At 53.0% G+C, this 14598-nt stretch carries 13 protein-coding genes, 4 tRNA genes, 1 riboswitch and 1 other annotated feature; of the genes, 11 read left to right on the top strand and 6 right to left on the bottom strand.

The features are described 5' to 3' along the window. Positions 1 to 24: 24 nt before the first annotated feature. The 4 genes from PG062_RS13030 (at position 25) to PG062_RS13015 (ending at position 414) form a co-directional block, all read left to right on the top strand. A tRNA-Asp gene (locus PG062_RS13030) sits at positions 25 to 101 on the top strand. A gap of 4 nt (positions 102 to 105) precedes the next feature. Further along, positions 106 to 181: transfer RNA gene (locus tag PG062_RS13025), tRNA-Phe, on the top strand. Between the two features lie 37 nt (positions 182 to 218). Continuing rightward, positions 219 to 294, top strand: a tRNA-Gly gene (locus PG062_RS13020). A gap of 45 nt (positions 295 to 339) precedes the next feature. Further along, positions 340 to 414 (top strand) — tRNA-Cys (locus tag PG062_RS13015). A 168-nt stretch (positions 415 to 582) separates the two neighbouring features. Here the strand turns inward: PG062_RS13015 and PG062_RS13010 are convergent. Then, complete coding sequence (locus PG062_RS13010) at positions 583 to 1161, bottom strand: sugar transferase (RefSeq protein ID WP_158538841.1); 579 nt, start codon at positions 1159 to 1161, stop codon at positions 583 to 585. Positions 1162 to 1903: 742 nt separating this feature from the next. Further along, positions 1904 to 2172, top strand: a binding site (T-box leader). A gap of 69 nt (positions 2173 to 2241) precedes the next feature. Here PG062_RS13010 and tyrS point away from each other — a divergent pair. From tyrS to PG062_RS12990, 4 genes are all read left to right on the top strand, one after another. Next, entirely contained in the window at positions 2242 to 3462 is a 1221-nt protein-coding gene (gene tyrS / locus PG062_RS13005; protein WP_270752577.1) for a tyrosine--tRNA ligase, read from the top strand. Between the two features lie 151 nt (positions 3463 to 3613). Then, positions 3614 to 5017 carry a DNA repair protein RadA gene (radA, locus tag PG062_RS13000; RefSeq protein WP_113999825.1) on the top strand — a complete coding sequence of 468 codons (1404 nt, stop codon included), beginning with the start codon at positions 3614 to 3616 and terminating at the stop codon, positions 5015 to 5017. Positions 5018 to 5056: 39 nt separating this feature from the next. Then, a complete protein-coding gene (locus tag PG062_RS12995) occupies positions 5057 to 5971 on the top strand; it encodes an enhanced serine sensitivity protein SseB C-terminal domain-containing protein (RefSeq protein ID WP_270752576.1) in 915 nt (304 codons plus the stop codon). 345 nt (positions 5972 to 6316) lie between these two features. Beyond that, on the top strand, positions 6317 to 7306 hold the full coding sequence (locus tag PG062_RS12990; protein ID WP_270752575.1) for a tyrosine recombinase XerC: 990 nt from the start codon (positions 6317 to 6319) through the stop codon (positions 7304 to 7306). On the opposite strand, the gene PG062_RS12985 is transcribed toward PG062_RS12990, so the two are convergent. The 5 genes from PG062_RS12985 to queA form a co-directional block, all read right to left on the bottom strand. Next, positions 7274 to 7939 (bottom strand): hypothetical protein, encoded by a 666-nt coding sequence (locus PG062_RS12985; protein WP_270752574.1) that lies wholly within the window; start codon positions 7937 to 7939, stop codon positions 7274 to 7276. The genes PG062_RS12990 and PG062_RS12985 overlap by 33 nt on opposite strands. Then, positions 7939 to 8403 carry a TIGR04086 family membrane protein gene (locus tag PG062_RS12980; protein ID WP_270752573.1) on the bottom strand — a complete coding sequence of 155 codons (465 nt, stop codon included), beginning with the start codon at positions 8401 to 8403 and terminating at the stop codon, positions 7939 to 7941. Before PG062_RS12980 ends, PG062_RS12985 begins: the two co-directional genes overlap by 1 nt. A gap of 77 nt (positions 8404 to 8480) precedes the next feature. Then, the gene (gene yajC / locus PG062_RS12975; protein ID WP_113999820.1) at positions 8481 to 8843 is read right to left on the bottom strand and encodes a preprotein translocase subunit YajC; all 363 of its coding nucleotides are present in this window, start codon (positions 8841 to 8843) and stop codon (positions 8481 to 8483) included. Positions 8844 to 8944: 101 nt separating this feature from the next. Next, positions 8945 to 10078: a tRNA guanosine(34) transglycosylase Tgt gene (gene tgt, locus PG062_RS12970; RefSeq protein ID WP_113999819.1), complete on the bottom strand. Its 1134-nt coding sequence runs from the start codon at positions 10076 to 10078 to the stop codon at positions 8945 to 8947. A 133-nt stretch (positions 10079 to 10211) separates the two neighbouring features. After that, positions 10212 to 11240 carry a tRNA preQ1(34) S-adenosylmethionine ribosyltransferase-isomerase QueA gene (gene queA / locus PG062_RS12965; RefSeq protein WP_270752572.1) on the bottom strand — a complete coding sequence of 343 codons (1029 nt, stop codon included), beginning with the start codon at positions 11238 to 11240 and terminating at the stop codon, positions 10212 to 10214. 89 nt (positions 11241 to 11329) lie between these two features. Beyond that, positions 11330 to 11507, top strand: a riboswitch (Lysine riboswitch). A gap of 218 nt (positions 11508 to 11725) precedes the next feature. Here queA and asd point away from each other — a divergent pair. The 3 genes from asd (at position 11726) to dapB (ending at position 14584) form a co-directional block, all read left to right on the top strand. Further along, positions 11726 to 12805, top strand: a complete 1080-nt coding sequence (asd, locus tag PG062_RS12960) for an aspartate-semialdehyde dehydrogenase (protein ID WP_270752571.1) — start codon at positions 11726 to 11728, stop codon at positions 12803 to 12805. A gap of 32 nt (positions 12806 to 12837) precedes the next feature. Then, positions 12838 to 13728: a 4-hydroxy-tetrahydrodipicolinate synthase gene (dapA, locus tag PG062_RS12955; RefSeq protein WP_270752570.1), complete on the top strand. Its 891-nt coding sequence runs from the start codon at positions 12838 to 12840 to the stop codon at positions 13726 to 13728. Between the two features lie 85 nt (positions 13729 to 13813). Continuing rightward, positions 13814 to 14584 (top strand): 4-hydroxy-tetrahydrodipicolinate reductase, encoded by a 771-nt coding sequence (dapB, locus tag PG062_RS12950; RefSeq protein WP_113999815.1) that lies wholly within the window; start codon positions 13814 to 13816, stop codon positions 14582 to 14584. Positions 14585 to 14598 lie beyond the last annotated feature (14 nt).

Here is a 14598-nt window from a genome sequence, read left to right as displayed (position 1 = left end):
CGAGCCCGTTAACTTCCACCATGTGGCCCGGTAGTTCAGTTGGTTAGAACGCTAGCCTGTCACGCTAGAGGTCGTCAGTTCGAGCCTGATCCGGGTCGCCATTATGCCTCTGTAGCTCAGTCGGTAGAGCAGGGGACTGAAAATCCCCGTGTCATTGGTTCGATTCCGATCGGAGGCACCACCTGTTTTGCAGTTTCAGGGTAAAGAAACTGCAGTATGCGGCCGTAGCTCATCTGGTAGAGCGCCACCTTGCCAAGGTGGAGGTAGCGAGTTCGAGCCTCGTCGGCCGCTCCAGACAAACAGCAAGAAACCGGTTTACGCCGGCTTTTTGCTTATTATGGTGACGTGGCCAAGTGGTAAGGCAAGGGTCTGCAAAACCCTCATTCGGCAGTTCAAATCTGCCCGTCACCTCCAAAACTCCCGCAGGCAGGTTGCCCGCGGGAGTTTTTCTGTATATAGCCCCTTGGATTTTGTGCGATAGTTGATTCCCCATAAAAATAAGTGACGATATGAAAGTCTCATGCCCTGTAAGCGTGCATAACAAAATGCTTACGGGGCGTTTTGCTTTCCGGCAAAAATATATTACCTTGCGCCTTTCATTGTAAAAACAACAGGTATTGTTTTTAGCAGGCACCAAAGGTCAAACAGTACAGAGCAGTGATTGATATAGATCAAATCATATTTGAGCTTTTCTGCAGGGTTCAAATCATAGCCGCCATTGACCTGCGCGTAACCAGTCAGGCCCGGCATAACCTGCATACGGCTGCGGAAGTTCTCGACTTTGCCGTCAAGGTCGTCATAAACAGTGGGGCGTTCGGGGCGCGGGCCAACAAAGCTCATTTCGCCCATAAAGATGTTGAGCAGCTGCGGCAGTTCGTCCAGGTGGGTCAGGCGCAGGATATGGCCAACGCGGGTAATGCGTGTGTCGTTTTCACTGGTCCACTTCGCATCATCCGGGGCAGTGCTTTGCTGCATAGAACGGAATTTGTAGATAGTAAAAGGCTTCCCGCCGTATCCAAGCCGTATTTGTGTGTAAATGATTTTGCCGGGGGAATCCAGCCAAACAACAAGCGCAATCACAGCCATGAGCAGCGCGCAGGTAACAAGCAGAACCAAAGAAAATACAAGATCAAACCCGCGTTTGAGGATGAGATAGCTCATCCTGCGCAGTAAAGGTACAAAAGATGAGCAGCTGACGGGGCGGGGTTCCATAGCCGGATGATACATACGGCATCGACCTTTCTGAAATGTATGGGGCCTGGCAAATACAACAAAAGCTATTTACAATGTTAGCCCAAAATGTACTCAAAATCAATATGTTTCGACAAGATTCATGAAGAAATATTATGAGTGTACGTTAAAATACAGTATAAAGATACATCTGATATGAATTTTTATGTTTGAACGAAGAAAAAAGCTCCCAACTTGTACCAGCTGGGAGCAAATGATAATGAAAAGGAGACGTTAATAGATTGCACATCCGCGTCTACTGTTTTCTTTTACCAGATAAAGAGCTTTGTCAGCATCCTTGAAGATGAATCCGCAGGGCCAACATATGAATGCGTATGCCCGGCGGGGCTGCACGAGTAGGAAATGAATGCTTGCCAAAACAGATGAAATAGGCTAGAATAACAACGAATAATTCACGGCAGCCTGTAGTGGTCTGCCATGGTGGAAATGAACATGATTAAAACTGCTGCGGCAAGTAAAAAAGGTCAAAAGGCCTCCTTTGCCGCTTTCGCTGCGCGATTGAACAGATCGCGGTTTCGGCCAGCGAGAATCTTTCGGTCAATAATGATATCAGCGTTTCGCTGTCCATCACGTTCTATGAAAAGCAGATCGAAAAATAAGCTGCCGCCAAACGCTTGACAAAAGCGGCAACATATGCTAATTTAGTAAACAGTTAAATGCAAGGACGGGAACGAGTAACCGTTTTGCTGTATGCGAAAGAGAGGCCCCGGTTGGTGTAAGGGGCTGGCAGGCAAAGCGGTGAATACATCCCTGAGCAGCAGGCTGAACGCCTTTGATTAAAGGCTGTTAGGCTGGGCCGTGTGCGCACGTTACAGCGTTTGGGTGTCGCAGTTGTACACTTTGGCTACCGCACCCGCGAAGGCCCGCCGCCGTGAGACACGGGCAAACAGAGGTGGTACCGCGTATTTGATCGCCCTCTGCCAAATTCAACATTTGGCAGGGGCGTTTTATTTTTTGCCCTTGCCGCACAAACCAAGGAGGATGCACCCCATGACCATTTATGACGAACTGAAAGCCCGCGGCCTGATTGCCCAGGTAACGGACGAGGAAGAAATCAAGGAAGTAATCAACAACGGCAAGGCTACTTTCTACATCGGCTTTGACTGCACAGCCGACAGCCTGACCGCCGGCCACTTTATGGCCCTGACCCTGATGAAGCGCCTGCAGATGGCAGGCAATAAGCCCATTGCCCTGATTGGCGGCGGCACCACCATGATCGGCGACCCTTCTGGCCGTACCGATATGCGCAAAATGCTGACCAAAGAGGACATTGACCATAACGCCGAGTGCTTTAAGCGCCAGATGGAGCGCTTTATTGAGTTTGGCGAAGGCAAGGCCATGATGCTGAACAACGCTGACTGGCTGCTGAACCTGAACTACATTGAGCTGCTGCGTGAAGTTGGCCCCTGCTTCAGCGTGAACAACATGCTGCGCGCCGAATGCTACAAGCAGCGCATGGAGAAGGGCCTGTCTTTCCTGGAATTCAACTACATGATTATGCAGAGCTACGACTTCTACCACCTGTTCCAAAATTACGGCTGCAACATGGAGTTTGGCGGCGACGACCAGTGGAGCAACATGCTGGGCGGCACCGAGCTGATCCGCCGCAAGCTGGGCAAGGATGCTTACGCCATGACGATCACGCTGCTGACCGACAGCCAGGGCAAAAAGATGGGTAAGACCGCCGGCAACGCCGTTTGGCTTGACCCCAACAAGACCAGCCCGTTCGAGTTCTACCAGTACTGGCGCAATGTCGGCGATGCTGATGTACTCAAGTGCATCCGCATGCTGACCTTCCTGCCGCTGGAGCAGATTGATGAGATGGACCACTGGGAAGGCGAACAGCTGAACAAGGCCAAGGAAATCCTGGCTTACGAGCTGACCAGCATGGTGCACGGTGCCGAGGAAGCTGAAAAGGCCCAGAGTGCAGCCCGCCAGCTGTTCAGCGGCGTAGCCGACCACGAGAACATGCCTACTACCCAGCTGGATGCCGCATTGGTCAAGGACGGTAAGGTTGGCCTGCTGGCTGCCATGGTTGGCGCCAAGCTGTGCGGTTCCAACCGTGAAGCCCGCCAGCTGGTACAGCAGGGCGGCGTTCTGGTGGACGGCGAGAAAGTGACCGACCCGACCTTTGGTCTGACGGTTGAGCAACTCCAGAATGGTGTTGTGATCAAAAAGGGGAAAAAGACCTACCACAAGGTAATGCTTTGATTGTCTGAATTTATAAAATGAGCGCGCAGGCTGCTGCATCCCCGGCACACCGGGCGGCAGCCTGCCGCTTTATTTTGGGCGCATACCTTGCCCCCACACGAGATTTAGGATATAATAAAAGGGTACGAAAAATGCGGCCGGGGGAGCAACCATGCCAAAAGATAAGCTGAAAACAATTTATGTGTGCAACCAGTGCGGCGAAACCAGTCCCCGCTGGCTGGGCCGCTGCCCGTCCTGCGGTGCATGGAACACGATGACCGAAGATGTGGTGGCAGAACCGGCAAAGTCTTCTTCCGGCCGCGCTGCCGCGCCGGTACGTGTGACGGGTCAGACCAGCCTGAAACCGTTGAAACTGAAAAACGTAAGCACGACCGAAGAAAAAAGCCGCATTGTAACTGGCATTGCAGAGCTGGACCGCGTGTTGGGCGGTGGCATTGTGCTGGGCAGTGTGATTTTGATTGGCGGCGAACCGGGCATCGGCAAATCTACCATTCTGCTGCAGCTGTGCGGCGAAGTAAGCCGGACGCGCTCGGTTCTGTATGTGACGGGCGAAGAATCCGTACGGCAGATCAAGCTGCGTGCCGTTCGGCTGGATGTGCCGCAGGATAATATCTCTATTGTGGCGGAAAGCGATGTGGATGAAATCTGCGGGCTGATTGAACAGATGAAGCCGGATCTTGTAGTGATCGACTCCATCCAGACGATGCGCTGCACGGATGTGGCGTCGTCCTCCGGCACGGTCAGCCAGGTCAAGGAAAGCTCGGCACGCTTCTTGAATGTGGCAAAAACGAATGAGATACCGACCTTTATTGTCGGCCATGTCAACAAAGACGGTGCCATTGCGGGTCCCAAAGTCATGGAGCACATTGTGGATACTGTGCTGTACTTTGAGGGCGACAAGACCCTGCCGTACCGCGTGCTGCGCGCCGTGAAGAACCGTTACGGCTCCACCAATGAGATCGGCATGTTTGATATGACCGGCAAGGGATTGGAACAAATCGAAAACCCCTCGCAGGTCATGCTGGAAGGGCGGCCGATTGGCATTTCCGGTACCTGCGTTGCCTGCGTGATGGAAGGTACGCGGCCAGTACTGAGCGAGATTCAGGCACTTGTAACGAAAACGGCGTTTCCAAGCCCACGACGCACGGCAAGCGGGTTTGACTATAACCGTATGTATCTGCTGTTGGCCGTGCTGGAAAAGCGCGCGGGCTATGTGTTTGGCAACCAGGATGTGTATATCAACATCATTGGCGGTCTGAAACTGGACGAGACTGCCTGCGATTTGCCGGTCTGCCTGGCAATGGCGTCCAGTCTGCTGGATCTGCCTGTACCTGAAAAAACACTGGCCATTGGTGAAGTGGGTCTGGGCGGGGAAGTGCGCAGCGTGCCGCACCTGGAAACCCGCCTGCGGGAGGCCCAGCGCGTGGGCTTTGATACCGCCATTGTGCCCAAACATAACCTGAACATGTTGGATGCTGCGCAATTCCCGGGGCTGCGCCTGGTGGGCGTTGCATACCTGCGGGAAGCCATCAATGCAATCAAAATCAATAAATAATAAGGTATGGGCAGCGACCCAAACCAAGAGGAGTATATCATGAGCGAACAGGAAAAGAATACGACCCCGGCACAGAATGCAGCCCCGGCAGCACCCAAACCGCCGAAAATTGATAATGCAGCGCTGAAAAAGGCTGCTGCGGCCCTGCGTGAGGAAAACAATCCGCAGAACTTTAATGCGGTTATCAACCTGATGATGCGCGGTGTATTCCTTGCACCGGCTAAGATTGAAGTTGGCGAAAACGCTCCTAAACCGGACGAAAATGGACGAATCCAGCTGCCAAAAGACACCAAGGTGACCTTTGCGCTGCTGAAATCTGGTGATGGAAAGTCTTTCTTTACCGCATTCACCGATGCAGAAGAACTGAATAAGTGGCAGAATAAGCCCGCTGGTCAGGTTATGCTACTGCGCTTTGATGATTACGCCCGGATGCTGAACGGTAACGACCATGTGGCAGGTTTTGTGCTGAACCCGTTCACGGATAACCTGCGCTTTAACTCGGATATGGTTGCATCTTTGCTGAAACAGCGCAATGCGATGCTGGAAAAAATCAAGCAGACCGCCGCGCAGCAGGCAGCCCAGCGCAATGCACAGATCAAGCCCGGCGATAAGGTGACGATCGTGGAGCCTTCGGTATACCCGGATGAATTGGTCAACCCGCTGTGTGCCGAGTTGGAAAAGTACCCGATGGTGGGAGCCGCATACCTGCAGATCATGGTGATCAACGGAGCAACCAAGAGTTATCTTTTGGTTCTGGATGCACCCAAGGACGATGCACTGTTCAAAGCCGCAGGCGATGCAGCGCGCCCGTTCCTGGTCAGCAATGAGAAAAAGATGAACCTGAACATCACGATTTCTACTTCGCCGCTGGGCCAGCAAGGCATGCGCGGCAGCGAGCCGTTTTATATTAAGGGCCAGGGCCGTGTAGATAATCTGGGTGATGACGAAGATTGATAAAAGGCTGAATTTGGTATCGAATGATATGCCATGGTGATGGCTGCGATAGACCTATTGGTGAACATCGCAATAAATAAGTAAATAAAATAAAAATAGGCAAATAAAAGAGCGAACGGAAAGAAGAATAAAACCAGGAGCTACTGGCATGCAGAGAACACACGAAATCTTGAATCTATCTACAAGCGGGTGCAGGATTTCGTGTGTTTTTGCATAACATGCAATTTCGCTAAAGACGAGTTTAGCGAAATATGGAGGAGGGCTTTACTCACAATAATGAGTACATACATTGATGTGGCGCACCCAAACCGGCATGCGCCGTATACGGATATTCCGGATCTTGTTATGGATTATCTGCATTATCTGGATGTTGTCAAGCTGCGTTCGCCGCGCACCATTAACGGTTACTATCTGGACCTGCGCGGTTTCTTCCGCTATATGATGATGGTTTGGAACCTTGCGCAGCCAGATACACCGCCGGAAGAAATTGACTTGACCCATATTACCAAACGCCAGATCAGCACCATTACCAAACGGGATATTATCAATTACCTGGATTACGCCCGCAGTAATGATAACGGTGCCAAGGCCCGTGCCCGCAAGCTGAGCGCCCTGCGCGGCTTTTTTGGCTACCTTTGCCACCAGATCAATGAACTGAGCGAAAATCCAACGGATAATATCAATCTTGGCAGCCCAAAGAAATCCCTGCCCAAATATCTAAGTGCCAGTGAAAGCATACAGTTGTTAAAAAATATACAAAGTGACTTTTATGAACGGGACTACTGTATTATTGTCTTTTTCCTGAATTGCGGTATGCGCTTGGCGGAACTGATCACAATCAATCTTGGCGATTTTAAGGACGATACCATTAAAATTACCGGCAAAGGAAACAAAGAACGCCTGGTGTACCTGAACACCGCGTGCCAGGCTGCGTTGGAACATTACCTGCCCGCGCGGGCTGCGCTAAACAACCTGCGGGATAAAGAAGCACTTTTTGTATCCAAAAAGACTGGCAGACGCTTAACAGCGCGCCGTGTGGAGCAGATTGTTGCCAACTGCCTGAAATCAGCGGGCTTGGACAATATGGGTTATTCGCCGCATAAACTGCGCCATACCGCCGCTACACTCATGTATCAGGGCGGTGTGGATATGCTGGCCATCAAGGAAATCCTGGGGCACGAGAATGTATCCACGACGCAGATTTATACCCATATCAACCAGCAGCAGTTGAAACAGGCGGTGGAAGCCTCTCCCCTTGCGGATACTGGCTATATTGCACCGCAGTCCAAAGCGATGACGGATTCAAAGCAGGACACTGGCGAAGAGGACGGCTGAACCGGAAAACATAAAGCTGCTGACAGCGCACCCTAGCAGGCAAAGCAGATAATGTACAGATAAGCGCCGGATTGCGCCGTTGAGCGCACAACGGCAGCCGGAAAAAACAATGCTGGACAGGCTTTGACTTACCCTGCACGAACTATGCGCAAGCCAAAGCATGAATGCCGACAGCACAAGCTCCGGCAGGCAGTTCAGGAGCCAATAAACAACAAGCGCACGTGCCCCGCCGGACGCATAAATGGCGGAAGCGCACACACCTAATACAGTGCCCTTGAACGCAAAATAAGCCCCCATAAAAATGCTGCCCCACAAATGAAAACCGCAGAGATAAATCAGCGATGCCTGCAAAAATGCCGCGGCAAACCAACTGCACCAGACAGACCAGAATGCCGTATAACTTTGTGCGGCCATGACATGCTCTGTAAGCGAAGTGAAAGCACCGTGGAGCTCAAACCGGCCGAGCGGAATGCCGGCGAGATACCCGGTCAGAAACGCAGAAGAGAAAGCGAATAGATCGTTTTTGCCCGCAAGTTTTTGTGTGCCCAGGGCAGCAGCCGCACCGGCGGATGAACCGCTGTTAAGAGCCCTTTTGGGCGTGTAAGGGGCCGGTGCTGGTCGCGGGGCGCGCATCAGCGTTCGGGCGCAGTGTTCCCTACTGCGCCCAATGCACTCAGCACGCCGCCTGCGGTGCCGCCGAACAGCAGCGCTGCAAGTAAGGCGAGGTTCACATGATCAAATACAAGCGGTTTGCCGCTCAAAGCGGTGGTGAGGCTCAAACACAGCGCATAAAAGACGCCCACGGAAACACCGCATAAGAGCCGTTTTTGAGCAATACCGTTCGCAAGAACGAGACCGGAAAGAACAGCCCCCACCGCCACGCTGGCACAGGTTGCCGGTTTGACAAGTTCCAGCGAGAGTGCAGTATGGGCAAAAATCTGTGCGGCCAAAGCGAAAAGCAGGATGGCGGTACCCACGCCGCAGCCGAAACTTTTGATCAGCAGCCAAGATAAATGGCCGCTGGATTTACTGCGGACTTTGCAGATATGACTTGATCGAAGTTTGGCAGATGAAGCCCTTGAATTAGCAGCAAACATAAAGAAAACGCCCCCTTTGCATGGTACAAACTATGCAAAAGGGGCGTTTGTTATTCAGGTAATACAGTCAGAACCAATCAGTTCTTCTTGGCAGGAGCATCTTTCTTGGCGGTATCTTTTGCAGTGTTGCCCATGTCCAGCTTCTCAACGGAGGAAATAGCGGAACGGCGGAAGCGAATCTTCACACGGTCGCTGGTGGTTTCCAGAACAAAGGTATCATCCTTATCATTGATAGCAGCAACGCGGCCAACAACACCACCAATGGTAATAACGGTATCGCCTACTTCGATGGAAGCGCGCATGGCAGCATCTTTCTTGTCCTGCTTTTTCTGGGGCAGGTACAGGATGATGTACATGAACACAAGGATCAGAACCATCGGCAGGAAAGTGACAAGCAGGCTGGCGGTGCTGGAAGTATCAGCGGTCAAAAATTCGATCATAATGTGGAACTCCTTAAATTTTGATTTTACAGTATTTCTATTATTATATAGGCTTTCGCCATAAACCGCAAGAGGGTAAAGCAAGGAAACACGGAATCCGCTTAAATTCTGGAATCCAGAAGATGCACATACTTATCATGGAACTGCTGGAATGTGCCGTTATCCAACGCTTCACGAATCCGCTCCATCAAATGATTGTAGAAATACAGGTTGTGCATAACAGCCAAACGCATACCCAGCATTTCATCTGCCTTTTGCAGGTGGCGGATGTAAGCGCGGCTGTAATTGCGGCAGACCGGGCAATCGCACTGCGGGTCAATGGGCTGTTCGTCACGCTCATATTTCAGGTTTTTAATGTTGATGATGCCGTTCCATGTGAACAGGTGGCCATGGCGGGCGTTGCGGCTGGGCATAACGCAGTCAAACAAATCCACACCGCGGTACACACCCTCAATGATGTTGCCGGGGGTGCCAACGCCCATCAGGTAGCGGATCTTATCCGCCGGGGCGTAAGGTTCTACCGCGCTGATCACATCATACATCACTTCGGCAGGTTCGCCAACAGCAAGGCCGCCGATTGCATAACCGTCCAGATCATATTCAGCAATCTGCTTCATGTGCTCAACGCGCAGGTCTTTGTAGGTGCAGCCCTGATTGATGCCAAACAGCAGCTGGTCCGGGTTCACGGCCTTGCCCTCGTGCTTCAGGCGGGCCATTTCCGCCTTGCAGCGCAGCAGCCAGCGTGCGGTACGCGCGCAGCTGTTTTTGGCGTAATCATATTCAGCGGGGTTTTCCACGCATTCATCAAAGGCCATGGCAATGGTGGAGCCAAGGTTTGCCTGAATCTGCATGCTCTGTTCCGGCCCCATAAAAATGCGGTGGCCGTCCAGATGAGAGTTGAACGTTACGCCTTCCTCGGTAATGTGGCGCAGCTTGGCAAGGCTGAACACCTGAAATCCGCCGCTGTCGGTCAGGATCGGGCCGTCCCAGCGGGTAAACTTGTGCAGGCCGCCCATATCGGCAACGACCTGATCACCGGGACGCAGGTGGAGATGATAGGTGTTGCACAGCATGACCTGTGCGCGGATTTCTTTCAAATCATGTGCCGAAAGCCCGCCTTTGATCGCGGCAGCAGTGGCAACGTTTTGGAAAGCAGGTGTCTGAACCGTGCCGTGCACAGTCTGGAACTCGCCGCGGCGGGCTGCACCCTCTTTTTTAATCAGACGGTATGGCATAAATGATGGTCTCCCCTGTTTTGCTGTTTCATTTTGTTCAAAAACATGCGGCGCCAGAGTGTTTTCCTGCGCCGCTTTGTGATTTTATTATACTGGAAGCAGTAGGATAAGTCAACTGTTCTGCGAGGCAGGCTTATTGGATGAACATGGCATCGCCAAAGGAGAAAAAGCGATATTTTTCCTGTACGGCAACCTTATATGCAGCCATGGTTTTCTCATACCCGTAAAACGCAGAGATCAGCATAATCAGAGTGCTTTCCGGCAGGTGGAAGTTTGTCACCAGGCCGTCAATAGCGTGCAGCTCTACACCGGGGTACAGGAAAATATCGGTAGTACCGCTGCAAGGGACAATCTTGCCGTACTTGGCCCAGACGGCTTCCAGCGTGCGGCAGCTGGTGGTACCGACAGCAATTACGCGATGGCCGCTGGCGCGTGCTGCGTTGATGGCCTCGGCTGCAGCATCATCCACGCAGTACCATTCGGTGTGCATCTGGTGCTCCTGAATATTATCTTCGCTGACAGGGCGGAAGGTGCCAAGGCCAACGTGCAGGGTCACTTCCACAATGTTGACCCCCTTGGCACGGATGGTATCCAGCAGTTCCGGGGTAAAATGCAGCCCGGCTGTGGGGGCAGCCGCGCTGCCAAGCTCTTTGGCGTATACGGTCTGGTACTGGCTCTGATCCTCTAGCTGGCGGGTGATGTACGGCGGCAGCGGCATTTTGCCGAACTCATCCAGCTTTTCGTACAAAGTCTGGGTATCGTATTGGAAGGTTACATATTTGTTGCCATCCGGCAGGGTCTCGTCTACTGTGGCCGTCAGGGAGCCGTCGCCAAAGCTCAGCTTGGTGCCAGCCTGCATCCGGCGGCCGGGGCGGGCCAGGCATTCCCAGGTGTCACCGTGGGCCTGGCGGAGCAGCAGGACCTCGCACACGGCGCCGGTGGGCACTTTAACACCCATCAAGCGGGCAGGCAGAACCTTAGAATTGTTGACGACCAGCACATCTCCGGCGTTCAGGTATTCCGGCAGGTCATGGAAGATGCGGTGTTCAATCGTATCATTCTTGCGGTCAAGCACCATCAGGCGGGCGCTGTCACGCGGGTCAGCGGGCTCCTGGGCAATCAGTTCTTTGGGCAGGTCATACCAAAAATCTTTCTTTAACATTGTTTTGCTTCCTTTTTGCGTTGACAAGTTGGCCGCGCAATGCTATTATTGAGGCATGCAGGCGGCGATTGTATCTTACAGCAGCCGCCATGCGGCACAGAGGCGCGGATTTCATCAGTATATTCCCTTTTATGCCAGCCAAAGGCTTGTGGGGAATGGAAAGGGACGTCCGCCGAAGGCGGTGCACGGCACGCATCGTTCCTGGGCCCGCAGCCGAACAGGGGCGGGACTGTCACGTTAGGATTAACGTGTTGCGCTGTGCTCATGCAATGTATCATTATATTGCATTTTGTGCCGGTTTTCAAGCCGGTTTTTTTATTATCTCGTGTTTGGCAGCAAAATGGCTTGAATGCGGCGGCAGGTTTGTGTTTACCCCCTGCAAACCTGCGGCGGTAGCTGCATATAGGTAATGGTATGGGGCTGGGAACAGAAGCAGAATCCCCAAATGTGCGTTGGGGTTCTGGAGGAAAGGACGGCAGTTTAAGATGAAACAGTACAAAGTTGGTGTTGTTGGTGCAACTGGCATGGTGGGCCAGCGTTTTATTACCCTGCTGGAAAATCATCCCTGGTTTAAGCTTACGGCTCTGGCTGCATCGGCACGCTCCGCAGGCAAGACCTATGAGGATGCTGTCGGCAGCCGCTGGCTGATGAAAACACCGATGCCGGAAGCAGTCAAAAAGATGGTGGTTCTGGATGCTTCCAAGGTGGAAGAAGTTGCTGCACAGGTGGATTTTGTGTTCTGTGCAGTCAACATGAAAAAGGACGAAATCAAAGCGCTGGAAGAAGCTTACGCCAAGGCAGAATGCCCTGTGGTTTCCAACAACAGCGCACACCGCATGACACCGGATGTTCCGATGGTAGTGCCTGAAATCAATGCAGACCACCTGGAAATCATCCCCGCACAGCGCAAGCGCCTGGGCACCAAGCGTGGCTTTATTGCCGTCAAGTCCAACTGCAGCCTGCAGAGCTATGTGCCTGCCCTGCACCCGCTGATGAAGGATTACGGCGTAACCAAGTGCCTGGTCTGCACCTATCAGGCAATCTCCGGTGCTGGCAAAACGTTTGAGACTTTCCCCGATATCCTGGATAACGTGATTCCCTACATCGGTGGTGAAGAAGAAAAGAGTGAGCAGGAGCCGCTGAAGCTGTGGGGCCACATTGATGGCGATAAGATTGTGCCCGCAACTGCACCTTCCATTACGGCCCAGTGCCTGCGCGTACCGGTATCCGATGGCCACATGGGCGCGGTGTTCGTAAGCTTTGATAAAAAGCCCACCAAAGAAGAAATCCTGAAAACCTGGAAAGAATTTCATGGCCCGGCGCAGGATCTGAACCTGCCCAGCGCACCCAAACAGTTCCTGCATTACTTTGAAGAAGATGACCGCCCCCAGCCCAAGCTGGACCGCATGATTGAAAACGGCATGGCTGTCAGCATTGGTCGCCTGCGTGAGGATACCCAGTACGATTACAAGTTTGTCTGCCTGTCCCACAACACGCTGCGCGGCGCAGCAGGCGGTGCAGTTCTGCTGGCAGAACTGTTGGCCGTTAAGGGCTATTTTGACTAATCATCCCCTAGATTGAAGGAGAAACATTCCCTATGAAACAACCTGTATTTACCGGTGCTGCTGTTGCCATCATTACCCCCATGCACGCAGACGGAACCGTCAACTTTGAGGAACTGGGCCGCATTATTGATGATCAGATTGCACACGGCACGGATGCCATTGTGATCTGCGGCACCACGGGTGAATCCGCAGCGCTCAGCCACGAAGAGCATGTGGAGTGCATCCGTTTTGCTGTGAAGCATACCGCAAAGCGCGTTCCTGTTATTGCGGGCACGGGCTCCAACGATACGGCCTTTGCCATTGAAATCTCCAAAGAGGCCGAGGAAGCCGGTGCAGATGCCCTGCTGCTGGTTACCCCTTATTACAACAAAACCAGCCAGGCGGGCCTGATTGCCCACTATACGGCCATTGCAAATGCCGTTACCCTGCCCTGCATCATTTACAATGTTCCGTCCCGTACCGGTGTGAATCTGCAGCCCGCCACACTGGCGGAGCTTGCCAAGCTGCCCAATGTAAACGCTGTAAAGGAAGCCAGCGGCAATATCTCCCAGGTTGCGGATGTTGCAGCCCTGTGTGGCGAGGAACTGAACATTTATTCTGGCAACGATGACCAGATTGTGCCGATCTTGTCCTTGGGCGGTAAGGGCGTCATCAGCGTGCTTTCCAATGTTGCGCCGCAGCAGGCACACGATATCTGTGCCGCATGGTTTTCCGGTGACACGGCAAAGAGCCTGGAACTGCAGCTGAAAGCGCTGCCGCTGTGCCATGCCCTGTTTGCTGATGTAAACCCCATCCCGGTCAAATGGGCAATGAACCGCCTGGGCTGGAATGCGGGTCCATTGCGCCTGCCTCTGGTGGAGCCTTCGGCTGCCGTGCAGCAGTCCCTGGAAAATGAGATGAAGGCTTACGGCGTTCTGAAATAAAATAATCACGACCAGGCCCGCAGTACCGCGGATTTGTTGCGGCGCCGCGGGCCTGTGCTTTGGAAAAGGAAGGAACCAAATTAAGATGACGGATTTGATTATTCAGGGCATTAACGGCCGTATGGGCCATACCCTTGTGGAAAAGATCTCTGCCCGCAGCGATTGCCGCATTGTTGCCGGTGTGGACCAGAAAGCCGGTCAGATCGGGGATATCCCGGTTTACGCTTCGCTGGAAGATTTGCCGGAGGCAAAGGGAATCGTAATTGATTTTACTTCCCCTGCCGGTACGGTGCACGCGGCACAGTTCTGCGCGGCACATGGTATGCCTTGCGTGCTTTGCTCGACCGGTTTGAGCAAAGAAGACGAGGCTGTGGTGGAACAGGCCAGCGAGAAGGTGCCGGTGTTCCGCAGCGCCAATATGTCGGTTGGCATCAATGTGTTGATCGAGCTGGCCCGCCGTGCTACCAAGCTGTTTGATGGCGAGTTTGATATCGAAATTGTGGAGAAGCATCATCACAACAAGCTGGATGCCCCCAGCGGAACCGCTTTGATGATCGCAAATGCCATCAACGAGGAAGCTGGCGGCAAATATGAGTATGTCTATGACCGCCACGCTGTGCGCCAGAAGCGCGGCGCGCAGGAATTGGGCATCAGCTCCGTGCGCGGCGGCGGCATTGTGGGCGACCATGATGTGCTGTTCTGCGGCCCGGAAGAGGTTGTGACCATCAGCCATGTGGCCCAGAGCCGCGGTGTGTTTGCCGATGGCGCTGTACAGGCAGCACTCTTCCTGGATGGGTGTGAGCCGGGTTACTACACCATGACGGATATGCTCAAGGGTAAAATGCAATGTCTTTAAGGTCCCATGAAGCT

The organism is Gemmiger qucibialis (genome assembly GCF_027689445.1).
Classification (GTDB): Bacteria; Bacillota; Clostridia; order Oscillospirales; family Ruminococcaceae; genus Gemmiger; species Gemmiger qucibialis.
The sequence above is the reverse complement of the archived record's forward strand: the minus strand, read 5'-3'. Positions and strand labels throughout refer to the sequence as shown.

Excerpts from the sequence above, each read along its gene's own strand:
- PG062_RS12985 (WP_270752574.1), bottom strand. The coding sequence starts at position 7,939 with ATGCGCGCCCCGCGACCAGCACCGGCCCCTTACACGCCCAAAAGGGCT.
- asd (WP_270752571.1), top strand. The coding sequence starts at position 11,726 with ATGAAACAGTACAAAGTTGGTGTTGTTGGTGCAACTGGCATGGTGGGC.
- queA (WP_270752572.1), bottom strand. The coding sequence starts at position 11,240 with ATGTTAAAGAAAGATTTTTGGTATGACCTGCCCAAAGAACTGATTGCC.
- PG062_RS12990 (WP_270752575.1), top strand. The coding sequence starts at position 6,317 with ATGGATTATCTGCATTATCTGGATGTTGTCAAGCTGCGTTCGCCGCGC.
- PG062_RS12995 (WP_270752576.1), top strand. The coding sequence starts at position 5,057 with ATGAGCGAACAGGAAAAGAATACGACCCCGGCACAGAATGCAGCCCCG.
- tgt (WP_113999819.1), bottom strand. The coding sequence starts at position 10,078 with ATGCCATACCGTCTGATTAAAAAAGAGGGTGCAGCCCGCCGCGGCGAG.
- yajC (WP_113999820.1), bottom strand. The coding sequence starts at position 8,843 with ATGATCGAATTTTTGACCGCTGATACTTCCAGCACCGCCAGCCTGCTT.
- PG062_RS12980 (WP_270752573.1), bottom strand. The coding sequence starts at position 8,403 with ATGTTTGCTGCTAATTCAAGGGCTTCATCTGCCAAACTTCGATCAAGT.
- PG062_RS13010 (WP_158538841.1), bottom strand. The coding sequence starts at position 1,161 with ATGAGCTATCTCATCCTCAAACGCGGGTTTGATCTTGTATTTTCTTTG.
- dapA (WP_270752570.1), top strand. The coding sequence starts at position 12,838 with ATGAAACAACCTGTATTTACCGGTGCTGCTGTTGCCATCATTACCCCC.
- dapB (WP_113999815.1), top strand. The coding sequence starts at position 13,814 with ATGACGGATTTGATTATTCAGGGCATTAACGGCCGTATGGGCCATACC.
- radA (WP_113999825.1), top strand. The coding sequence starts at position 3,614 with ATGCCAAAAGATAAGCTGAAAACAATTTATGTGTGCAACCAGTGCGGC.
- tyrS (WP_270752577.1), top strand. The coding sequence starts at position 2,242 with ATGACCATTTATGACGAACTGAAAGCCCGCGGCCTGATTGCCCAGGTA.